16 protein-coding genes are annotated in these 19,261 nt (G+C 38.9%); 4 read left to right on the forward strand and 12 right to left on the reverse strand.

Translation table 11 applies throughout. The features are described 5' to 3' along the window. Position 1: 1 nt before the first annotated feature. From CTY47_RS15465 to CTY47_RS15520, 12 genes are all read right to left on the reverse strand, one after another. Positions 2-739, reverse strand: a complete 738-nt coding sequence (locus tag CTY47_RS15465) for a tetratricopeptide repeat protein (protein ID WP_199163445.1) — start codon at positions 737-739, stop codon at positions 2-4. Positions 740-753: 14 nt separating this feature from the next. Further along, complete coding sequence (locus CTY47_RS15470; protein ID WP_099465684.1) at positions 754-1,773, reverse strand: vWA domain-containing protein; 1,020 nt, start codon at positions 1,771-1,773, stop codon at positions 754-756. 14 nt (positions 1,774-1,787) lie between these two features. Further along, complete coding sequence (locus CTY47_RS15475; RefSeq protein ID WP_099465685.1) at positions 1,788-2,774, reverse strand: vWA domain-containing protein; 987 nt, start codon at positions 2,772-2,774, stop codon at positions 1,788-1,790. Beyond that, positions 2,771-3,781, reverse strand: coding sequence for a hypothetical protein (locus CTY47_RS15480; protein WP_099465686.1), 1,011 nt, complete (start codon positions 3,779-3,781; stop codon positions 2,771-2,773). Before CTY47_RS15480 ends, CTY47_RS15475 begins: the two co-directional genes overlap by 4 nt. Before the next feature lie 9 nt (positions 3,782-3,790). After that, positions 3,791-4,660, reverse strand: a complete 870-nt coding sequence (locus CTY47_RS15485) for a DUF58 domain-containing protein (RefSeq protein ID WP_099465687.1) — start codon at positions 4,658-4,660, stop codon at positions 3,791-3,793. A gap of 102 nt (positions 4,661-4,762) precedes the next feature. Further along, a complete protein-coding gene (locus CTY47_RS15490; protein WP_099465688.1) occupies positions 4,763-5,758 on the reverse strand; it encodes an AAA family ATPase in 996 nt (331 codons plus the stop codon). A 154-nt stretch (positions 5,759-5,912) separates the two neighbouring features. Next, on the reverse strand, positions 5,913-7,181 hold the full coding sequence (locus tag CTY47_RS15495) for an HU family DNA-binding protein (RefSeq protein WP_099465689.1): 1,269 nt from the start codon (positions 7,179-7,181) through the stop codon (positions 5,913-5,915). Beyond that, positions 7,174-7,464 carry an HU family DNA-binding protein gene (locus CTY47_RS15500; RefSeq protein WP_099465690.1) on the reverse strand — a complete coding sequence of 97 codons (291 nt, stop codon included), beginning with the start codon at positions 7,462-7,464 and terminating at the stop codon, positions 7,174-7,176. Before CTY47_RS15500 ends, CTY47_RS15495 begins: the two co-directional genes overlap by 8 nt. Positions 7,465-7,541: 77 nt before the next feature. Then, positions 7,542-8,840: a 30S ribosomal protein S12 methylthiotransferase RimO gene (gene rimO / locus CTY47_RS15505; RefSeq protein WP_099465691.1), complete on the reverse strand. Its 1,299-nt coding sequence runs from the start codon at positions 8,838-8,840 to the stop codon at positions 7,542-7,544. Further along, complete coding sequence (gene ftsY, locus CTY47_RS15510; protein ID WP_099465692.1) at positions 8,837-9,790, reverse strand: signal recognition particle-docking protein FtsY; 954 nt, start codon at positions 9,788-9,790, stop codon at positions 8,837-8,839. The genes rimO and ftsY overlap by 4 nt, the downstream gene beginning before the upstream one ends. 58 nt (positions 9,791-9,848) lie before the next feature. After that, the gene (nspC, locus tag CTY47_RS15515; RefSeq protein ID WP_099465693.1) at positions 9,849-10,988 is read right to left on the reverse strand and encodes a carboxynorspermidine decarboxylase; all 1,140 of its coding nucleotides are present in this window, start codon (positions 10,986-10,988) and stop codon (positions 9,849-9,851) included. 196 nt (positions 10,989-11,184) lie between these two features. After that, entirely contained in the window at positions 11,185-13,470 is a 2,286-nt protein-coding gene (locus tag CTY47_RS15520) for an ATP-dependent helicase (RefSeq protein WP_099465694.1), read from the reverse strand. A 98-nt stretch (positions 13,471-13,568) separates the two neighbouring features. Between CTY47_RS15520 and CTY47_RS15525 the strand changes: the two genes are divergently transcribed. The 4 genes from CTY47_RS15525 (at position 13,569) to CTY47_RS15540 (ending at position 19,261) form a co-directional block, all read left to right on the forward strand. After that, a complete protein-coding gene (locus tag CTY47_RS15525) occupies positions 13,569-14,873 on the forward strand; it encodes an alpha-L-fucosidase (RefSeq protein ID WP_099465695.1) in 1,305 nt (434 codons plus the stop codon). A gap of 111 nt (positions 14,874-14,984) precedes the next feature. Further along, positions 14,985-16,892 (forward strand): AAA domain-containing protein, encoded by a 1,908-nt coding sequence (locus CTY47_RS15530; RefSeq protein WP_099465696.1) that lies wholly within the window; start codon positions 14,985-14,987, stop codon positions 16,890-16,892. Between the two features lie 45 nt (positions 16,893-16,937). Further along, a complete protein-coding gene (locus CTY47_RS15535) occupies positions 16,938-18,170 on the forward strand; it encodes a Cof-type HAD-IIB family hydrolase (RefSeq protein WP_099465697.1) in 1,233 nt (410 codons plus the stop codon). Next, positions 18,167-19,261, forward strand: a complete 1,095-nt coding sequence (locus tag CTY47_RS15540) for an isochorismate synthase (protein WP_099465698.1) — start codon at positions 18,167-18,169, stop codon at positions 19,259-19,261. The genes CTY47_RS15535 and CTY47_RS15540 overlap by 4 nt, the downstream gene beginning before the upstream one ends.

The following is a 19,261-nucleotide window of genomic DNA, read 5'->3' on the forward strand; positions in this document are numbered from 1 at the left end:
ATTACCACTCTTTATCTGTTTTACGCCGTTGTTGCTGTTGCATTTGCGCCTTCTTCACTTTCTCTTGCGTATCTTTTTCATCCTGCAAGAAAGCATCCAACATTTGCTGAGCATTATCTTTACTCATTTGCTCGTTTTGCTGTGGCTGTTCTTGCGTTTTATTCTGTTTATTATCGTCTTGTTTCTGTTGCTGTTGTTGTTGCTGATCATCTTTCTGATCTTTATTTTCTTGTTTATCCTGATTCTGCTGATCCTGACTTTGATCTTCATTCTGTTGATCTTGCAACAACTTTTGAGCTAATGCCAGATTATAACGCGTTTCATCATCTTTAGGATTTAAACGAAGAGATTGTTTATACGATTCTACGCTCTTGCCATAATCCTTTTTCTGCATAAAAATATTCCCAACATTATGGTAAAGCTGAGCCAAACGGTCTTTACCTTCCGGTGTTTCCACCATTTTTTCTCCTTGTCCGGCAATCAATTGATATTGTTCGGCTGCTTCGTCATATTTTTTCTGTTTATAAAGAGAATTTCCTAAATCATAAGTACCTTCGACCGAGCGGGGATTTACATCCAGACTTTTCCGATAGGCAATTTCCGCCTCCGTATACTTTTCGTTTTGATAAAGCTTATTCCCTTCACGTACATTTTTACGTTCAGCCTTCTGGGCAAATATAGTTCCGCTACAGAACACAAGTGCCGATATATATATTATAGTTTTCTGCATATATTTCATCGTCCAATTCATAATTAAGAGAATAATTTCACTTTCCTGAATATACGATTCTTACGATCCAGTGTCATAAAATCTGCAATCAGCAAGAACAAAGCAATCCATGCAAATATCTGGAACCGTTCATCATATTCGGAATATACTTTGCTATCCAATTCCGATTTATTCATTTTATCAACCTCTTTTTCCAATGCTTTTAAAGCGGAATTTGTGTTATCAGCACGCACATACATACCATTTCCCGCTGCTGCAATTTCCTGGCACATTTGCTCATTAAGCTTTGTAATAACAACATTCCCTTCTTTATCTTTCATATAGTTATTACTTCCCGGAACAGGTATCGGAGCACCTTTTGGTTCACCCATACCTACAATATTCACATGAATACCTTTTTCAGCAGCAGCTTTAGCTGCACCTACAGCATCATCTTCATGATTTTCGCCGTCCGTAATCAAAATAATTGCTTTATCCGACGTCTCACTTGGCGTGAATGATCGAGCAGCCAAGTTTATTGCTGCACCGATAGCAGTACCCTGGCTGGAAACCATAGATGGGTTAATAGAAGACAAAAACATCTTCGCCGAAATATAATCGGATGTAATCGGTAACTGTGTAAAAGCATCTCCTGCAAAAACGATCAGTCCTACTTTATCATTTGTAAAACCATCCGTTAATTTAGCCAGCATTTGTTTAGCCTTGTCCAAACGATTCGGGGTGACATCTTCGGCAAGCATGGAATTTGAAACATCCAGACAAACCATTATTTCTATTCCCTGACGTTTTACAGTTTCCAGTTTAGAACCAAACTGAGGTCCTGCAATAACAAAAATAACCAATGTAATGGCTCCGAACAACAGCCAAAATTTCAAGTGCTGGCGCTTAGGTGACACTTCTGGCATCAATTCAGCTAATAAAGCTGGGTTACCATATTTTTTAATTGCTTTTTTCTTCAGTATTAAAGCATATACATAAAATGCCACTAATGCCGGCAAAATGAACAGCAAGTATAAAAAGTCCGGATGTGCAAAACGAAACATAAGCCTTTTTTATTTTATGGTATATTTCTCAATAATGTATTTCTCAACAAAACTTCCACCAGTAACAAAGCAAATACCAATAAGGCCCAGTTCTTATATTCTTCCTGTTTCTTACTGTATTCCTGTACACTGATTTTTGTTTTTTCCATCTTATCAATCTCAGAATAAATCTCTTTCAGGCTCGCATTATCCGTAGCACGGAAATACTGACCGCCTGTTGTTGCCGATATCTGCTTTAATGTCGGTTCATCTATCTCTACCGGAATATTCTGGTATTGAATACCAAATGCCGTTTGGAACGGATATGGAGCCATGCCTTTTGTTCCTACGCCGATTGTATATACACGTATGCCAAAAGTCTTGGCAATTTCGGCAGCAGTTACCGGCGCTATTTCTCCTGCATTATTTGAGCCATCAGTCAGAAGTATAATTACTTTTGATTTAGCCTGACTATCTTTAATGCGGCTAACGGCATTAGCCAGTCCTAAACCAATAGCAGTTCCGTCTTGTATCATACCGCTTTGTATATCCTTAAAAAGATTCAGCAAAACTGTATGATCCGTAGTTAACGGACACTGAGTAAAACTTTCTCCCGAAAAAACAACCAAACCAATATTATCATTCGGCCTGCCGTTTATAAAAGATGCCGCTACATCTTTGGCAGCTTCTAAACGGTTAGGTTTCAAATCCTGAGCCAACATACTTCCGGAAATATCCATTGCCAGTATTATATCTATACCTTCTGTTGATGAATTTTGCCAGCTATTTGTTGACTGCGGACGAGCTAAAACCACAATAAGTATTGCAACAGCAGCCATTCTTAAAACGAAAGGGATATGACGCAGATATACTTTCCATGATGTTACTCCCGGTACATTAAACGCCTCAGAAGAGGAAACCTGCAAACTTGCCTGACTTTTGCGTAGTTTGTAAATGTACCATCCGATCATCGGGATGAGTAACAACAATAAATACAGATATAGGGGATTTGCAAATATCATTTTTCTTCTTTCATTATATTTGAATCATTCTTTTCTCCTGGTACTTCCTCTGCTTTTTCAGCTTCAGGAGTAGCAACTTCTTCCACACGTATTGTCTGATTAATGAATGTGTATGCATTAGTCATGCTTAGATCATTTTCATCAGGTAGCGGATGCATCTTTGCAAATTTTACATAATCAGACAACTGCAAAATCTGCTTTAAGTTATTTAATACAGGTTTTGCATCTGCTTCATCACGGAGCACATCCAGAATTTCTGCAGAAGTCATTTCCATTGCATTGACGCCAAAACGTTCAACAACATACTTACGCAACGTTTCCGTTATCAAAGTATAATATTCCTTGTTACGTCCCTGCTGCCATAATTTCTGTTGCTTAATTTCGTCCAGTTCCTTTATAGCCTGTTCGTGAGGCGGAAGTTTTGGTTCCGGCTTCTTAAACGGTATCAGCGATTTTTTGCTACGCAGACGTTTGATAACGTAAGCAATTACGCAGATCAGGAATAAAGTTAGCAACACCCCATAAATGATCGGATAATAGTCCGCCAAGACAAAAGGAGGCTTCCATATATCCTTTATATCATTAAACTCTTCCGGTTTATCTGCATTAACAGGTATAGTAGAAACCTTTAGTGCGACCTGATTCGAATAAATGGTATCTAAACCGTCTATCACCTTCAGCGGCGGCAATAAATATAAGGAAGAATCAAACGAGGTTATCAATACATCTTGTTTAATTAACAAGCGGTTATTCTCAATATCCACAGAATCCGGCTTAGAAAGGTTTAACACTTCTACGCCAGTCGTCAACGTATCGTTAGGAATAACTATTTGTACAGGACGGTCTTTATCCGTCGTCACTGTCAGATGTAATACTGTCTGTTCACCGATTAATATGGCAGCCGAATCGATTGCAACATCTATCAAGGTTTTCTGCGCATAAACCTTCCCGCCCACCAGGGAAGTAGTCAGTAAAATAAACAGTATGCCTTTCTTTATCAGTTTCATTAGTTCGCTTTAATTACGTTTGTCAAATAGAGCAATCAATGCTTTCACATAATCATCTTCCGTGCGGATAGAAACAGAATCCACTCGACATTTCTTAAATGAATCACTCATTTCACTCTGCCGCTGTTGCCACCATTCCTGGTAAGCATCGCGAACACGAGCAGAAGAACTGTCAATCCATTGTTCCAAACCGGTTTCTGCATCCTTAATTTTCATTAGTCCAACATTAGGAAGTTCTGCCTCACGACGATCATACACCTGGATAGCAACTACATCATGCTTACGATTAGCTATTGTCAGTGCATCCTTGAAACTTCCCTTATTAATAAAGTCGGAAATAACGAATGCAGTACAACGTTTCTTGATTGCATTTGTCAGATATTTCAGTACTTGGCTAATATCTGTTTTTGTATCTTCCGGCTGGAAGTCAATCAGTTCACGAATGATATAAAGGATATGCTTTTTACCCTTCTGGGGTGGAATAAACTTTTCTATCTTATCGGAGAAAAAAACAACACCTATCTTATCGTTATTCTGTATGGCAGAAAACGCCAATGTTGCAGCTATCTCCGTAATGATTTCCTTCTTCATTACGTTTACGGAACCAAACTCCCGGCTTCCGGATACATCTATCAGCAGCATCACCGTTAGTTCGCGCTCTTCCTCAAATACTTTGATATAAGGACGAACATATCTCGCGGTTACGTTCCAGTCGATGTCCCGAATATCATCGCCGTATTGATATTCACGTACTTCGCTGAATGCCATACCACGACCTTTAAATGCCGAATGATATTGGCCGGCAAAAATATTACGTGACAGACCACGGGTCTTTATTTCAATCCGACGAACCTTCTTTAATAGTTCACTAGTTTCCATTGTTTCGTTTCCTTTAATTATTAAACTGATTTTTTATTCCTTTCGGATGAAATTTGAATTTCTCCCGAAAGGAATCGGAATTTCTTCCGAACGTATCAATAATTAGGGAACCTCAATCTTGTTCAAAATTTCGCTGATAACTTCTTCGGAGGTCAAGTTGTTTGCTTCAGCTTCATAACTCAAGCCGATACGGTGGCGCATTACGTCGTGGCATACGGCACGAACGTCTTCCGGTATAACATAACCTCTGCGTTTAATAAACGCATAAGCCCGGGCAGCCAAAGCTAAATTAATAGAAGCACGTGGAGAAGCTCCGAATGAAATCATGTTGGATAAATTTGCCAATCCGTGTTCCTGAGGGAAGCGGGTAGCAAATACAATGTCTACAATATAACGTTCGATTTTTTCATCCAGATAGACTTCACGAACAATATTGCGTGCTTCAATTATTTCTTGCTTGGAAAGTGTCGGTTTAATTTCAGGTCTTGCACCACTTATATTCTGACGGATAATTAATTTTTCCTCTTCTTTTTTCGGATAATTAATAATAACCTTCAACATGAAACGGTCTACCTGTGCTTCTGGCAATGGATAAGTTCCCTCCTGCTCGATCGGGTTTTGTGTAGCCATTACTAAAAACGGCTGCGGTAGTTTGTAAGTATGCTCACTGATGGTGACCTGGCGTTCTTGCATGGCTTCCAAAAGCGCACTCTGAACTTTTGCCGGAGCACGGTTAATTTCATCAGCTAACACAAAATTAGCGAAGATCGGGCCTTGTTTTACCTGGAATTCTTCGCTTTTCTGACTATAAATCATTGTACCGATTACGTCAGCCGGAAGCAAATCCGGAGTAAACTGGATACGACTGTATTTCGCATCAATCAACGATGCCATCGTTTTAATAGCCAAGGTCTTTGCCAAACCAGGAACACCTTCCAACAGGATGTGTCCGTCTGAAAGCAGACCTATCAATAATGATTCAACTAAATGTTTCTGACCAACAATAACCTGGTCCATACCCATCGTAATCATGTTCACAAACGAACTTTTGCTTTCAATTCGCTCATTCAACTCACGAATGTCTACTGTCTGACTCATAGAATTTCTTTATTTTGTTGTTACTGTTTTTTGCTTTACTTTTTTTAGATGCACAAAATTAGAAATGTTAAATTCGTAAGCTTCACTTTTGCAGTTAAATAATACTAACTTGCATATTGTCGTTTTGTTTTATTTTACTTAAAAAAGGTGCTTTTTATTTTCCTCCGGATAATATTTGAGTTTGAAGAGCAGCAGCTTTAGCAATCGAAGTACTGCTATGTGCATCTATACCATAAAGTTCTGCTAAGGGAATAACTATTTCAGTGCCGACAGGAACATTATTCGGATCTGCAATGACATTTTTGTTATGCTCATATAAATATACCCAGAAAATCTTATGACCATAATGTTCAAGAGCTATCAATGTCAAACGGTCACCTGCTTTGATCTTGACTTTTACCAAATCATTTTTCGCAGGTTTTGCTGTAGCTTGTACGGTCTCTTTTATCTTAACCGACTCTTTTTCGGGTATTTCTATTTTTTCGGTCATTGTATCTGCTGACGTTACATCCAAGGTATCATTGTAATCGACTACTGCCATATCCAATGAATCCGAAAGTATTGCATTACCAGGCTCTTCTTTCTGTTCTATTTCAGAGGAGCTATTGCCATTACTATAATTATAGGTAAAAAATGGCTTGAAATCAAAAAACAGATATACGCCAACAATACCAACCAAGACGAATGTAAAAAGTACGATAATCATCCGTTTCAAAAAAGAGTGCTCGTTACGGTCGTAATCTTCACGCATAACTTCCTGAAAAGAATAATCCGGATAATCGGCATATTCATTTACTCTTTTTTCAGATCCGGATACATCTTCAATAGGTTCAATAGGCGGCACTTCAGCTTCTGGAGTTTTTTGTTGCTCCTCTTGTTGTTCTTCTTTTTTTTCAACTACCACCTCCTCTAAAGACTCCTGAGAAGTTTCTATTATCTGTTCTTCTTTTTGAAGAATATCTACTACAGACTCTGAGGGAGTTGTTGGAAATTTTTCGTCAATAATTCTTTCTTCCGGTATTATTTCCTCTACAGATTCATCTTCTGCTTCTCTATCCGAATCATCGTCATTAGACTGGTCTGTATCAGAAAAATCCACATTTTCATTAACTTCTGTTGTTTCAAAGAATGAAAAAGGTTTATTTACCAACTCTTTTAGTTCCTTATCAGGAAGAAATGAAAACTTATAATGTTCCGGAATTAAAAAACGTTTCCCTGTATTTACGTGGATACTTTCACGTTTTTCTACAGCTATGATTTTAAATGTTCCCAACCCTTTTATCTTAACGGATTTATCGGTAAAAACACCATCCATCACAACCGAAACCAACACCCTGAGAAAACGTTCTGTTTCCTTTTTATCTTTACCAGTATACTCTGCAAGCAAACCGGCCATATCTTGTATTGTGAGCCGGCTATTCATTATCACTCAATTCTTTAAGTTTTGTTTTAATTGTGGTTCCCGGTTTGAATACCGGAACTAATTTAGGAGGTACTAAATAACGTTTTCCATTTGCAGGATTAACAGAAATCCGCTCCGTTTTCTTTTTTATTTCAAACTGTCCAAAGCCCGAAAGATATATAGAATCGTTATCGATTAATTTAGATCCCAAAATAGAATTGAAAGCAGACAACATTTCCGCAGTATCTTGTGCAGTCCAGTTTAATTTATTAGCAACCTCCTCTATCAATTCTTTGTTTTTCATACTTTCCATAAATCTAGATTCAGCTGCTATATTAGTTATTTTTTTGTAAACCGACAAACTTATTGACAGTTTTTATATCAACCTAACACTTTGCCATACAGGTCGAAAGCCTGTGCATCTTCGACTTCTACATTATAAAATTCGCCTAAGGTTAGCCGATTGACTTTGTTAATCAAAAGCTCTGGATCAACCTCCGGGGAATCAAACTCTGTACGTCCAATGTAGAAATCGTCTTCTTCCCTGTCTATAATAGCTTTAAACGTTTTACCAATTTTTGAGGTATTTATTTCAGAAGAAATACGTTCCTGAATACGCATTATATAGTCCAGCCGTTCCTCTTTCACTTCCTGCAGAATCTCGTCTTGGTAACGTTTATATGCATATGTACCTTCTTCATGGCTATATGGGAAAGCTCCCATACGTTCAAACCGTATTTTCTGGATAAATTCAACCAATTCTTCAAAATCTTTTTCCGTTTCGCCCGGATGGCCAACCATCAATGTTGTTCTTAAATGAATGCCGGGAACTTCTTCTCTCATTCGTTGTATAAGGTCGTACGTCTCCTGTTTAGTAATATTACGACGCATCCGCTTTAACATATTATCACTAATATGTTGAAGAGCAATATCCATATATTTGCACACATTCCCACGCTCACGCATTACGCGCAATAAGTCGTAAGGAAAATGAGCCGGATAACCGTAATGTAAACGTATCCATTCCACTCCCGGTATATCGGATATACGTTCTACCAATTCCGGTAAAGCATATCGCTTATATAAATCAAGCCCATAATAAGTTAAGTCCTGAGCAATTACCTGGAATTCTTTTACCCCTTGCCGGACGAGCAAACGCACTTCTTCCTCAATAGTTTCCATAGGTAAAGATTGGTAATGTCCGGTACTGATAGGTATGGCGCAATAAGAACATGTGCGATCGCAACCCTCTGCAATTTTAAGATATGCGTAATGGCTGGGGGTCGTAAGCACACGGTCGGCAGATAAATCCTTGTTATAAGATTTACCTAAATCAGATATAAGTTGTTTCCAGTTAAATTTTCCGTAAAAATGGTCTACTTCGGGCAGTTCTTTCTGCAGATCTTTCATAAAACGTTCAGACAGACATCCCATAACAAACAGCTTACCTATCTTTCCTTTTTTCTTCGCTTCTCCCAATTCAAGAATCATATTAATAGATTCTTCCTGAGCATCGCCAATAAATCCACATGTATTTACAACGACTATTTCACCATTAATTTTATGAGGGTCATGCTCTACTGTGTAGCCATTGGCTACAAACTGACGCATAATCTGCTCTGAATCCACCAGGTTCTTCGAGCAACCTAATGTTATAACGTCTACCTTATTTTTTCTCATTCTCCAAATAATGAATTTACAAATTCCTTCTTCCGGAACACCTGTAAATCTTCGATACCTTCTCCTAAGCCAATATATTTTACCGGAATACGGAAATGATCGGAAATACCAATCACTACACCACCTTTGGCTGTTCCATCCAGCTTAGTTACGGCAAGCGCATTTACTTCTGTTGCCGCTGTAAATTGTTTTGCCTGTTCAAAGGCATTTTGTCCTGTAGAACCATCCAAAACCAATAAAACTTCATGAGGAGCGTCTGGAATAACTTTTTTCATTACATTTTTAATTTTGGTAAGCTCGTTCATCAGATTTATCTTATTGTGCAAACGTCCGGCCGTGTCTATTATAACAACATCCGCGTTATTTGATTTGGCAGAACTTAATGTATCAAATGCCACAGAAGCAGGATCAGATCCCATTTTTTGCTTCACAATAGGTACACCTACACGTTCGCTCCAAATAACCAACTGTTCAACAGCGGCTGCACGAAAGGTATCGGCTGCACCCAAATATACATTTTTACCGGCTTTTTTAAACTGATAAGCCAATTTTCCTATAGTTGTGGTTTTTCCCACACCATTCACCCCAACAACCATAATAACATATGGTTTACGCTCTTCGGGTATAGTAAAACCATCAGCATCTTCTGTATTATTTTCTGTAAGTAAACTAGCTATCTCATCTCGCAATATAGCAGTCAACTCGTGTGTATTAACGTATTTATCCTGAGCTACTCTTTTTTCAATGCGGGAAATAATTTTCAATGTTGTATCTACACCTACGTCCGATGTTATCAATACTTCTTCCAAATTATCCAATACTTCGTCATCCACCTTATTCTTACCTGCTACAGCCCTGGTAATTTTGGAAAATACGCTTTCTTTCGTTTTAGATAATCCTTTGTCTAAAGTTTCCTTCTTTTCTTTACTGAAAAAGCTAAATATACCCATATTTAAATACTTAATTTATATCTGATTGAACAACACCGCTAAAGTACTACTTTTTTTATTAACTCATCCGGTTTTTATAATCTTCATAACCGAAAGTACGATAAACTTCCAATTTATCCTCTTTGCTCCATAAAGCTAGAGAGGGATGCGGAATACCGTTAAACATAGTTGTCTTAACAATTGTATAATGAATCATATCTTCAAATATAAGTTTGTCGCCTACAACCAAAGGTTTGTCAAATGACCAGTCGCCCATATAATCGCCACTCAAGCAACTGTTACCACCTATGCGATAGCTAAATTTGCCTTCTCCCGGATCCACCGCCTGACGAATAACCGGTTTATAAGGCATTTCCAAACAATCAGGCATGTGACAAGTAAATGATGCATCAATAATAGCCGTTTTGATGCCATGATTTTTTACAACATCCACAACAGTTGTCAGCAAAAATCCTGTTTGCCAGGCAAACGCACTTCCCGGCTCCATTATAACCTCCAGATTCGGATATTTTGCTTTAAATGATTTCAACAGACCAATTAAATGCTCCGTATCATACCCATTTCGCGTCATTAAATGGCCTCCACCCATATTAAGCCATTTTATATAAGGTAGAAAACGGCCGAAGCGCTTCTCCACCTCCATCAATGTCTTCTCCAGGTCATAAGATGAAGATTCGCATAATGTATGAAAATGTAATCCTTCTATTCCTTCTGGCAATTTATTGCCTAACAATTCACTTATAACTCCCATGCGTGAACCGGGAGCACAAGGATTATAGAGTTCCGTTTCCACATCCGAATATTCCGGATTAATACGTAATCCACATGAGACTTTATTACCATCAGCTTGTATCATTGGATAAAAACGCTCAAACTGCGAAAGGGAATTAAATGTAATATGACTGCTATATTTCAGAATAACAGGAAAATCCGCTTCTGTATAAGCAGGAGAATACGTATGCGCCTTGCTTCCCATCTCTTCGTAAGCCAACTGCGCTTCATATTTAGAACTTGCCGTGGAATAAGGGATATATTCTCTAATAATAGGAAATGATTTCCACATGGCAAACGCCTTAAATGCAAGGATTATATTCACATCGGCACGCTCTTTTACACTTTTAATCAGGGACAGGTTATTCCGAAGTAAACGTTCTTCCATCACATAACAAGGTGACGGGATTTTGTTTATATCAATCATTTAGTTCTCTTTTATCCATAATTAGCTGGCAAATGTATGAAAATCTTATAACAATTCCATTGTTGCAACCATTAAAACAATCAAAATAACAAATCTGCATGCCAGTCTTCTTTTATCAGGGTTAGCATTAAAATAGAACATGGTAGGCAACCGGCTGCAATTTGGTCGGCATCAAAATCCGGGATGTCCCAAATATTTATAATACAGTTAGTTTAGCAAATTTAAGTAATAATTGTTTCTGACCGAAATGAACAAAGTCAACCGATGCCTTAGCATTACCTCCAGTACCTTCTATCGCCATAACCTCTCCTTCGCCAAAACGGTCATGGCGAACTTTGGCACCTACAACCAAACCGGACAAGTCTACATTTGCTACAGACGACGTACTTATAGTTGCAGATTCGATTTTAGTCAAATGAGAAGGTTGGGGTTGTTGGAATGGAGAGGTAAATGCCGGACGTTGCTGATATTTATCTCTCATAGATGCGAAAATATCAAACGAGTTTACAGACGATGACGGTATGTCCAGATACTGGCCATCAATATCTTTCAAAAAACGGCTTGGTGAACATATTGAACTTTGTCCGTTACGATATCTGCTTTTAGCATAAGTCAAAATACAATTTTGTTCTGCGCGGGTTATAGCCACATAAAACAAACGTCTCTCCTCTTCCACTGCGCGCGGATTATCTTTTGACAATTGAGATGGGAATAAATCTTCTTCCAACCCGACAACAAAAACATTCCTGAATTCCAAACCTTTGGCTGCATGCACTGTCATCATTGTAACTTTATTAGCCTGTTCCTCTTTATCATTATCCTGATCGGTCAGCAAAGCTACTTCTGCAAGAAAACCGGCTAAAGTTACTTGCTCAACACCTTCTTCCTTTCTTATTTCACAATACTCGGCAACACCTTTCAGTAGTTCCTGAACGTTCTCTGTTTTACTAACTCCTTCCACCGAACGGTCTTGCAATAAATTATTGATAATGCCGCTTTGTTTTACCACAAGTGCAGCCATATCTTCTGCTGAGAGGGTTTTATCCTGTTCAATAAATCCTTCAATTAATTCACGGAAAGCGGTTAATTTATTGGAAGTTCCGCTATTTATAGAGACAGCATATTCCAAAGGCGCCTGTAATACAGTCCACATACTTACATTATGCTGGCTGGCGGCAGCCACAAGTTTATTGACTGTTGTATCGCCAATTCCACGAGTCGGATAATTAATCACTCTCTTTAATGCCTCTTCATCATGCGGATTTATAATCAAACGAAAATAAGAAATAACATCCTTAATCTCTTTCCGTTGATAGAATGACAAACCTCCATATATCTTATATGGTATATTCCGTTTACGAAGAGCCTCTTCCAAAATACGTGATTGCGCATTCGTCCTGTATAATATAGCAAAATCTGCATAATCATACTTTGGGCCGTTCATCCTCATTTCGCTTATTCTGGCAGCAACAGCGTATGCTTCTTCATAATCGGAATAGGAAGCGATTACTGCAACCTTGTTCCCCTCTTCATTTTCCGAATAAACAGTTTTTCGTATCTGCTCTTTATTTTTATCTATCAAACTATTGGCTGCATTGACAATGTTCTGTGTCGAACGATAATTACGTTCCAGTTTAAAGATACGGCATCCTTGATATATATTCTTGAATTGTAATATATTATCAATATTCGCCCCGCGAAATGAATAAATACTCTGTGCATCATCTCCCACTACACAAATACGTCCATGTTCTTCGCAAAGACGTTGTACAATTAAATGTTGTGCAAAATTCGTATCTTGGTATTCATCAACCAATACATATTGAAAATGCCTGCGGTATTTTTCCAATATGGCCGGATGATCCCGAAATAAAATATTCGTCTGTAATAATAAATCGTCGAAATCCATCGCTCCGGATTGTTGGCAACGGCTCTGATAACGCTTATATATTTCGCGCAGCAAAGGGATCTTTGCATTTATATCACTTTCTACCAACTCTTTATTCTGTTCGTAAGCTTTCCACGTTATCAATGCGTTTTTTGCATTGGAAATACGGTTCTGAACCATTCCGGGACGATACACCTTATCATCCAATTGCATCTCTTTTATAATTGCCTTCAGAAGACTCTTTGAATCGGATGCATCATATATTGTAAAATTAGACGGATAGCCGATATATTCTGCTTCATAACGAAGAATACGTGAAAATATAGAATGGAAAGTACCCATCCACAAGCGTCTGGCCACTTGTTCGCCGGTGATAGCCGCAATACGTTCTTTCATTTCCCGTGCGGCTTTATTGGTAAAAGTCAGAGCTAAAATACTCTGAGGCGGTAACCCTTGCTGTAACAGCCAGGCAATTTTATAAGTAAGTACCCTTGTTTTACCGGAACCTGCACCGGCAACAACAAGAGATGCCCCTTCGCAAAACATTACCGCTTCTCTTTGATTTTCATTTAATTGATTCAAATATTCTTCCACAAACTATCCTTTTTAGTATTGCAAAGGTATAAAATTCGTATTGATTAATACAGATAAAAGTTATACCTTTGTTCACATAACAACAAATTCACATAATAATGAAAAAATCAATTATGAGTCTGCTAATGGCAGCCAGCCTAGCATTCCCGGCTACCGCCCAGCCAGGTTACACTCCAACCAAAGAAAATTTGGAAGCGCGGAAAGAGTTTCAGGATAACAAATTTGGAATATTCCTTCATTTCGGCCTCTACAGCATGCTTGCCGATGGCGAATGGATCATGACGAATAAGGACCTGAACTATAAAGAATATGCCAAACTGGCTGGTGGTTTCTATCCATCTAATTTTAATGCTGCAGAATGGGTATCGGCAATAAAAGCTTCGGGGGCAAAGTATATTTGTATCACAACCCGCCATCACGATGGTTTTTCACTTTTCAATAGTAAATATACAGATTATAATATTGTAAAGGCAACTCCGTTTAAGCGTGATATTATCAAGGAACTGGCAGAAGAATGTCATAAACAAGGTATAAACCTTCATTTTTATTATTCGTTACTGGATTGGTACCGGGATGATTATTATCCGTTGGGACGTACCGGCCGTGGAACAGGAAGAACCACGCACGGAGAATGGAAAACATACTACCAGTTCATGAATAACCAACTTACAGAATTACTGACCAATTACGGAAAAATCGGCGCAATATGGTTTGACGGCTGGTGGGATCATGACCAGGATCCGGATTTCGACTGGCAATTCCCCGGAATGTATGAAAACATTCATAAGCTACAGCCGGCTTGTCTGATTGGTAACAACCACCACATTACTCCTTTTGCAGGTGAGGATATCCAAATATTTGAACGCGACCTTCCAGGAGAAAACACAGCAGGTCTTTCCGGTCAGGACATCAGCCACCTTCCTCTCGAAACTTGTAATACGATGAATGGCATGTGGGGATACAAGATCACAGACCAGGATTATAAATCTCCTAAAACATTAATACATTATCTGGTAAGGGCAGCCGGAATGAATGCCAATTTATTAATGAATATAGGCCCGCAACCGGATGGTGCATTACCTGCCGTATCAGTGGAACGTCTGAAAGAAATGGGTGATTGGATGAAGGTTTACAGTGAAACAATTTATGGTACCCGCGGTGGATTGGTTGCTCCTCGTGACTGGGGAGTAACAACTCAAAAGGACAATAAATTATATGTCCACATTCTTGAGCTGCAAGATAAAGGATTATTCTTGCCTATTACAGATAAAAAAGTTCAAAAAGCCGTTTTATTCAAAGACAAAACTCCTGTCAGATTCACACAAGATAAGCAGGGAGTGCTTTTGAAACTGGCAGAAGTTCCAACCGACATAGATTATGTTGTAGAATTAGAACTCAAATAAATCTTCCCGATCATTTTATAAAATCATCCCGATGTTTTAGTAAAAACATCGGGATGATTTCTTATAAGCTCAATATATTTGTACTTTTACCGGTCAAAATCAGCTTATAGGATGACCAATAATATAATATCTCCGATTGCAGATCTGCAACACCAATATGATCTTCTGCAAAAAGAATATGAATTTGAAAAAGAAACATACAAACAACAAACAGAGAAAACCGGATTATGGAAAAGAATCCAACAAGGTTTTTGCTGGTATCCGATACACGTAGGATCTAACTATTACAACTCGCTAAACCAATTAGTTGTAGAGGTTAACAGACTGCAAGATAAAGACATTGAACATAACTTCGAATACGGCCGTCCTGTCTGCTTTTTCACGTTAAACAGTGGTGGGCATATCTGCTATCTGAATTTTTCAGCTATTATCAGTTATGTAGAAAATGACTGCATGGTCGTTTCCTTACCTACTCCTTCTGTTTTAACAGATATACAAAACACATCCGAAATCGGTATCCAATTATATTTTGACGAAACCAGCTACAAAACTATGTTCGGCGCATTATCGGAAGCAATGAAGGCTAAAGGCAATCGTCTTTCACACTTACGTGATGTTTTATTAGGACAAGTTCCTGTTGAAACCCGGCAACTCTTCCTCTCCCGTTTCCCTTGGTTAAATTCCTCACAGGAAGAAGCCGTAAACAAAGTTCTTTCTGCTAAAGAAGTAGCTATCGTTCATGGTCCTCCGGGAACCGGCAAGACAACCACAATGGTAGAAGCTATCTATGAGACACTTCACCGTGAAAATCAAATTTTGGTATGTGCACAAAGCAATACAGCTGTAGACTGGATTTCGGAAAAACTGGTAGACCGCGGCATCAATGTGTTGCGAATCGGTAATCCGACCCGTGTAAATGATAAAATGTTATCATTTACTTATGAACGACGTTTTGAAGCCCATCCCGATTATGCAGAATTATGGAGCATACGAAAAACTATCCGTGACATACAATCATCCATACGCAAAAAAAACCGGGATGAAAGAGATACGGTTCGCAACCGCCTGTCGCGCCTTAAATTCAGGGCAACAGAATTGGAAGTTAAAATTGATGTCGAACTGTTTGACGAAGCCCGGGTGATAGCTTGTACTTTGGTTGGCTCTGCCAACCGGTTATTAATGAACAAGAAATTTACTACTTTATTTATAGACGAAGCAGCCCAGGCTTTGGAAGCGGCTTGCTGGATAGCTATATCCAAGGCAGACCGTGTTATTTTTGCCGGCGACCATCATCAGCTACCTCCTACTATCAAATGTATAGAAGCTGCGCGTGAAGGATTAGACCGGACTTTAATGCAAAAGATTGCAATAAAGAAACCGGAAACTGTTTCTCTGTTAAAAACACAATACCGGATGAATGACGACATTATGCGTTTTTCATCCCGTTGGTTCTATCACAATCAATTAGAATCGGCAAATGAAGTAAAGTACCGGAGCATATTAGATTTCGATATGCCCATTGTATGGATCGATACGAAAGAATGTGACTTTGCAGAAACTCAACTCACAGAAAGCATGAGCCGGATAAATAAACCTGAAGCAGAACTATTGATTGACCAGCTTCATATTTATATAGAAAAAATAGGAAAAGAACGCATACTGGAAGAAAACATTGATTTCGGCATTATATCACCTTATAAAGCGCAGGTACATTATTTGCGGGGGCTTATCAAAAGAGACACATTCTTCAAACCATATCGTAAACTTATTACAACACATACAGTGGACGGATTCCAAGGCCAGGAACGTGATGTAATAATGATTAGCCTGGTTCGTGCCAATGAAAACGGTCAGATTGGTTTTTTAAATGATCTCCGCCGGATGAATGTAGCTATTACCCGGGCAAGAATGAAACTGATTATATTAGGTGATTCTTCTACATTAACCCAGCATGCTTTTTACAGAGAATTATACCGGTACATTAAGAATTTACAACAGGAATCCGGCCACAAAAATTAAGAATATCGTTATATTTGTACTTTAATCAGTTAAAATCAAGGCGCCATGAAGTATAAATTATTAGTCCTCGATATAGATGGAACGTTACTCAATGACAATAAAGAGATAACACCCCGTACACAAGCCGCCCTTCTGAAAGTACAACAGATGGGAATACATATCGTATTGGCATCAGGCAGGCCTACCAATGGCGTAATGCCGATAGCCAAGAAATTAGAATTAAATCATTACGGAGGTTTTATACTTTCGTACAACGGCGGGCAAATTATCAATGTCCAAACCGGAGAATTACTTTTTGAAAAGCGGATAAATCCAGAAATGCTTCCTTACATAGACAAGAAAGCTAAGAAAAACGACTTTGCAATTTTCACCTATCACAAAGATTATATCATTACAGACAAACCTGATAACGAACATATTAAGCAAGAAGCAATACTCAGTAATATGGAAATAAGAGGCGTAAACGATTTTGTTGAAGCTGTGGATTTCGCCCCTTGCAAATGTATGCTGGTAAGTGATGACGAAGAAGCGTTAATCGGTCTGGAAAATCATTGGAAGAAACGGTTAGGCGGTGTATTGGACGTATTTCGGTCTGAGCCTTATTTTCTGGAAGTGGTTCCGCAGTTTATTGATAAAGGAAACACATTAGGTGTATTATTAAGTAAACTATCCGTTTTACCGGAAGAAGTAATTGCTATCGGTGACGGTGTGTGTGATGTTTCCATGCTACAGGGAGCCGGACTAGGCATAGCGATGGGAAATGCCGAAGATTCGGTAAAAGCATGTGTAGATATTACAACTTTAACAAACAATGAAGACGGCGTTGCTGTTGCTGTCGAAAAAGCTGTTTTATCAGCTATCCGACCAACAGAAATTCCGTTAGAACAGTTGAATATGCGTGCACGTCATGCACTAATGGGAAATCTGGGGATTCAATATACTTACGCTTCGGAAAACCGGGTTGAAGCAACAATGCCTGTTGACGAACGGACACGGCAGCCTTTTGGAATTTTACACGGAGGAGCTACTTTAGCACTAGCTGAGACTGTTGCCGGCCTGGGTTCTATGATTCTGGCACAACCGGATGAAATTGTTGTCGGTATGCAAGTAAGCGGCAATCACATGTCGTCGGCCCATGAAGGAGATACTGTACGCGCCGTAGGAACCATTATTCACAAAGGGCGTTCATCACATGTCTGGAATGTCGATGTATTTACTTCCACCGATAAGCTGGTTTCTTCCATCCGGGTAGTAAACAGCATACTGAAAAAGAAATGACAACAGAAGATAATCAAAGAATAATAGATTCGTTAATAGAACAAGGAAAAAGTTTTGCCATATGGCGCATTCCCGGAGAAGATGTAGTCCATTTCCGGATGCAATCATCCGGTTCTCCTTGTTTAATTTATAACATAGAAGACTTGAATAAACGGAGTGGTTTTGTAATCGCTCCGTTCCGGGTTTGTAAAGAACACCCCATTGTGCTAATCCAACCAGACTGTTTCAGTCTGCCGGAGTTTACAGAAGAAAAAGCATACATCCGGAAGAAAAAAGAATTTCTCCCGGAAGAAATCCAAAATTCATCCGAACGGAATGAAAAAGAAAGATATGCACAATGCTTCTCTATTTTCAGTCAAACTCTGCATAAAGGTGATTTGGATAAACTCGTTTTATCCCGAAACCGAACAATTGACAAAAAGGATGAATTTTCACCCGGTGCAATGTATTATGCAGCGGTTAAACGTTACATCCGTTCGTACATATACCTGTGCCATACGCCTGCAACCGGAACCTGGATCGGAAGTACCCCGGAAATACTGCTTGCCGGCAATAACGGGCAATGGCAGACTGTAGCTCTTGCCGGAACCCAACCAATACAAAATGAAGAAATTCCCCAAAAATGGGATGACAAAAATTGGCGCGAACAACAGTTGGTAGCATTCTATATCCGTCATCAACTGGCATCCCTAAATATCAGGCCTCATGAAAATGGTCCTTATGCCATACGTGCCGGAGAAGTATCCCACCTGAAAAGTGATTTCAATTTCTCTTTACCGGATAGCAATAAGTTAGGAAATGTATTAGCTTTGCTTCATCCTACGCCGGCAGTATGCGGATTACCCAAAAAAGAGGCTTATCAATTCATCTTAAAAAATGAAGGATATGACCGCAGTTATTATTCCGGATTTATAGGATGGCTGGAGCCACAAGGCAGAACAGACTTATATGTCAATTTGCGTTGCATGCATATTGAAGAAAAGGCATTAACTTTATATGCCGGCGGTGGTTTATTAGCGTCTTCCGCCTTGGAAGATGAATGGCAGGAAACGCAGGACAAGATGCAAACAATGCAACGATTGCTTAAATAA

Source organism: Parabacteroides provencensis, from assembly GCF_900232875.1.
Classification (GTDB): domain Bacteria; phylum Bacteroidota; class Bacteroidia; order Bacteroidales; family Tannerellaceae; genus Parabacteroides; species Parabacteroides chinchillae.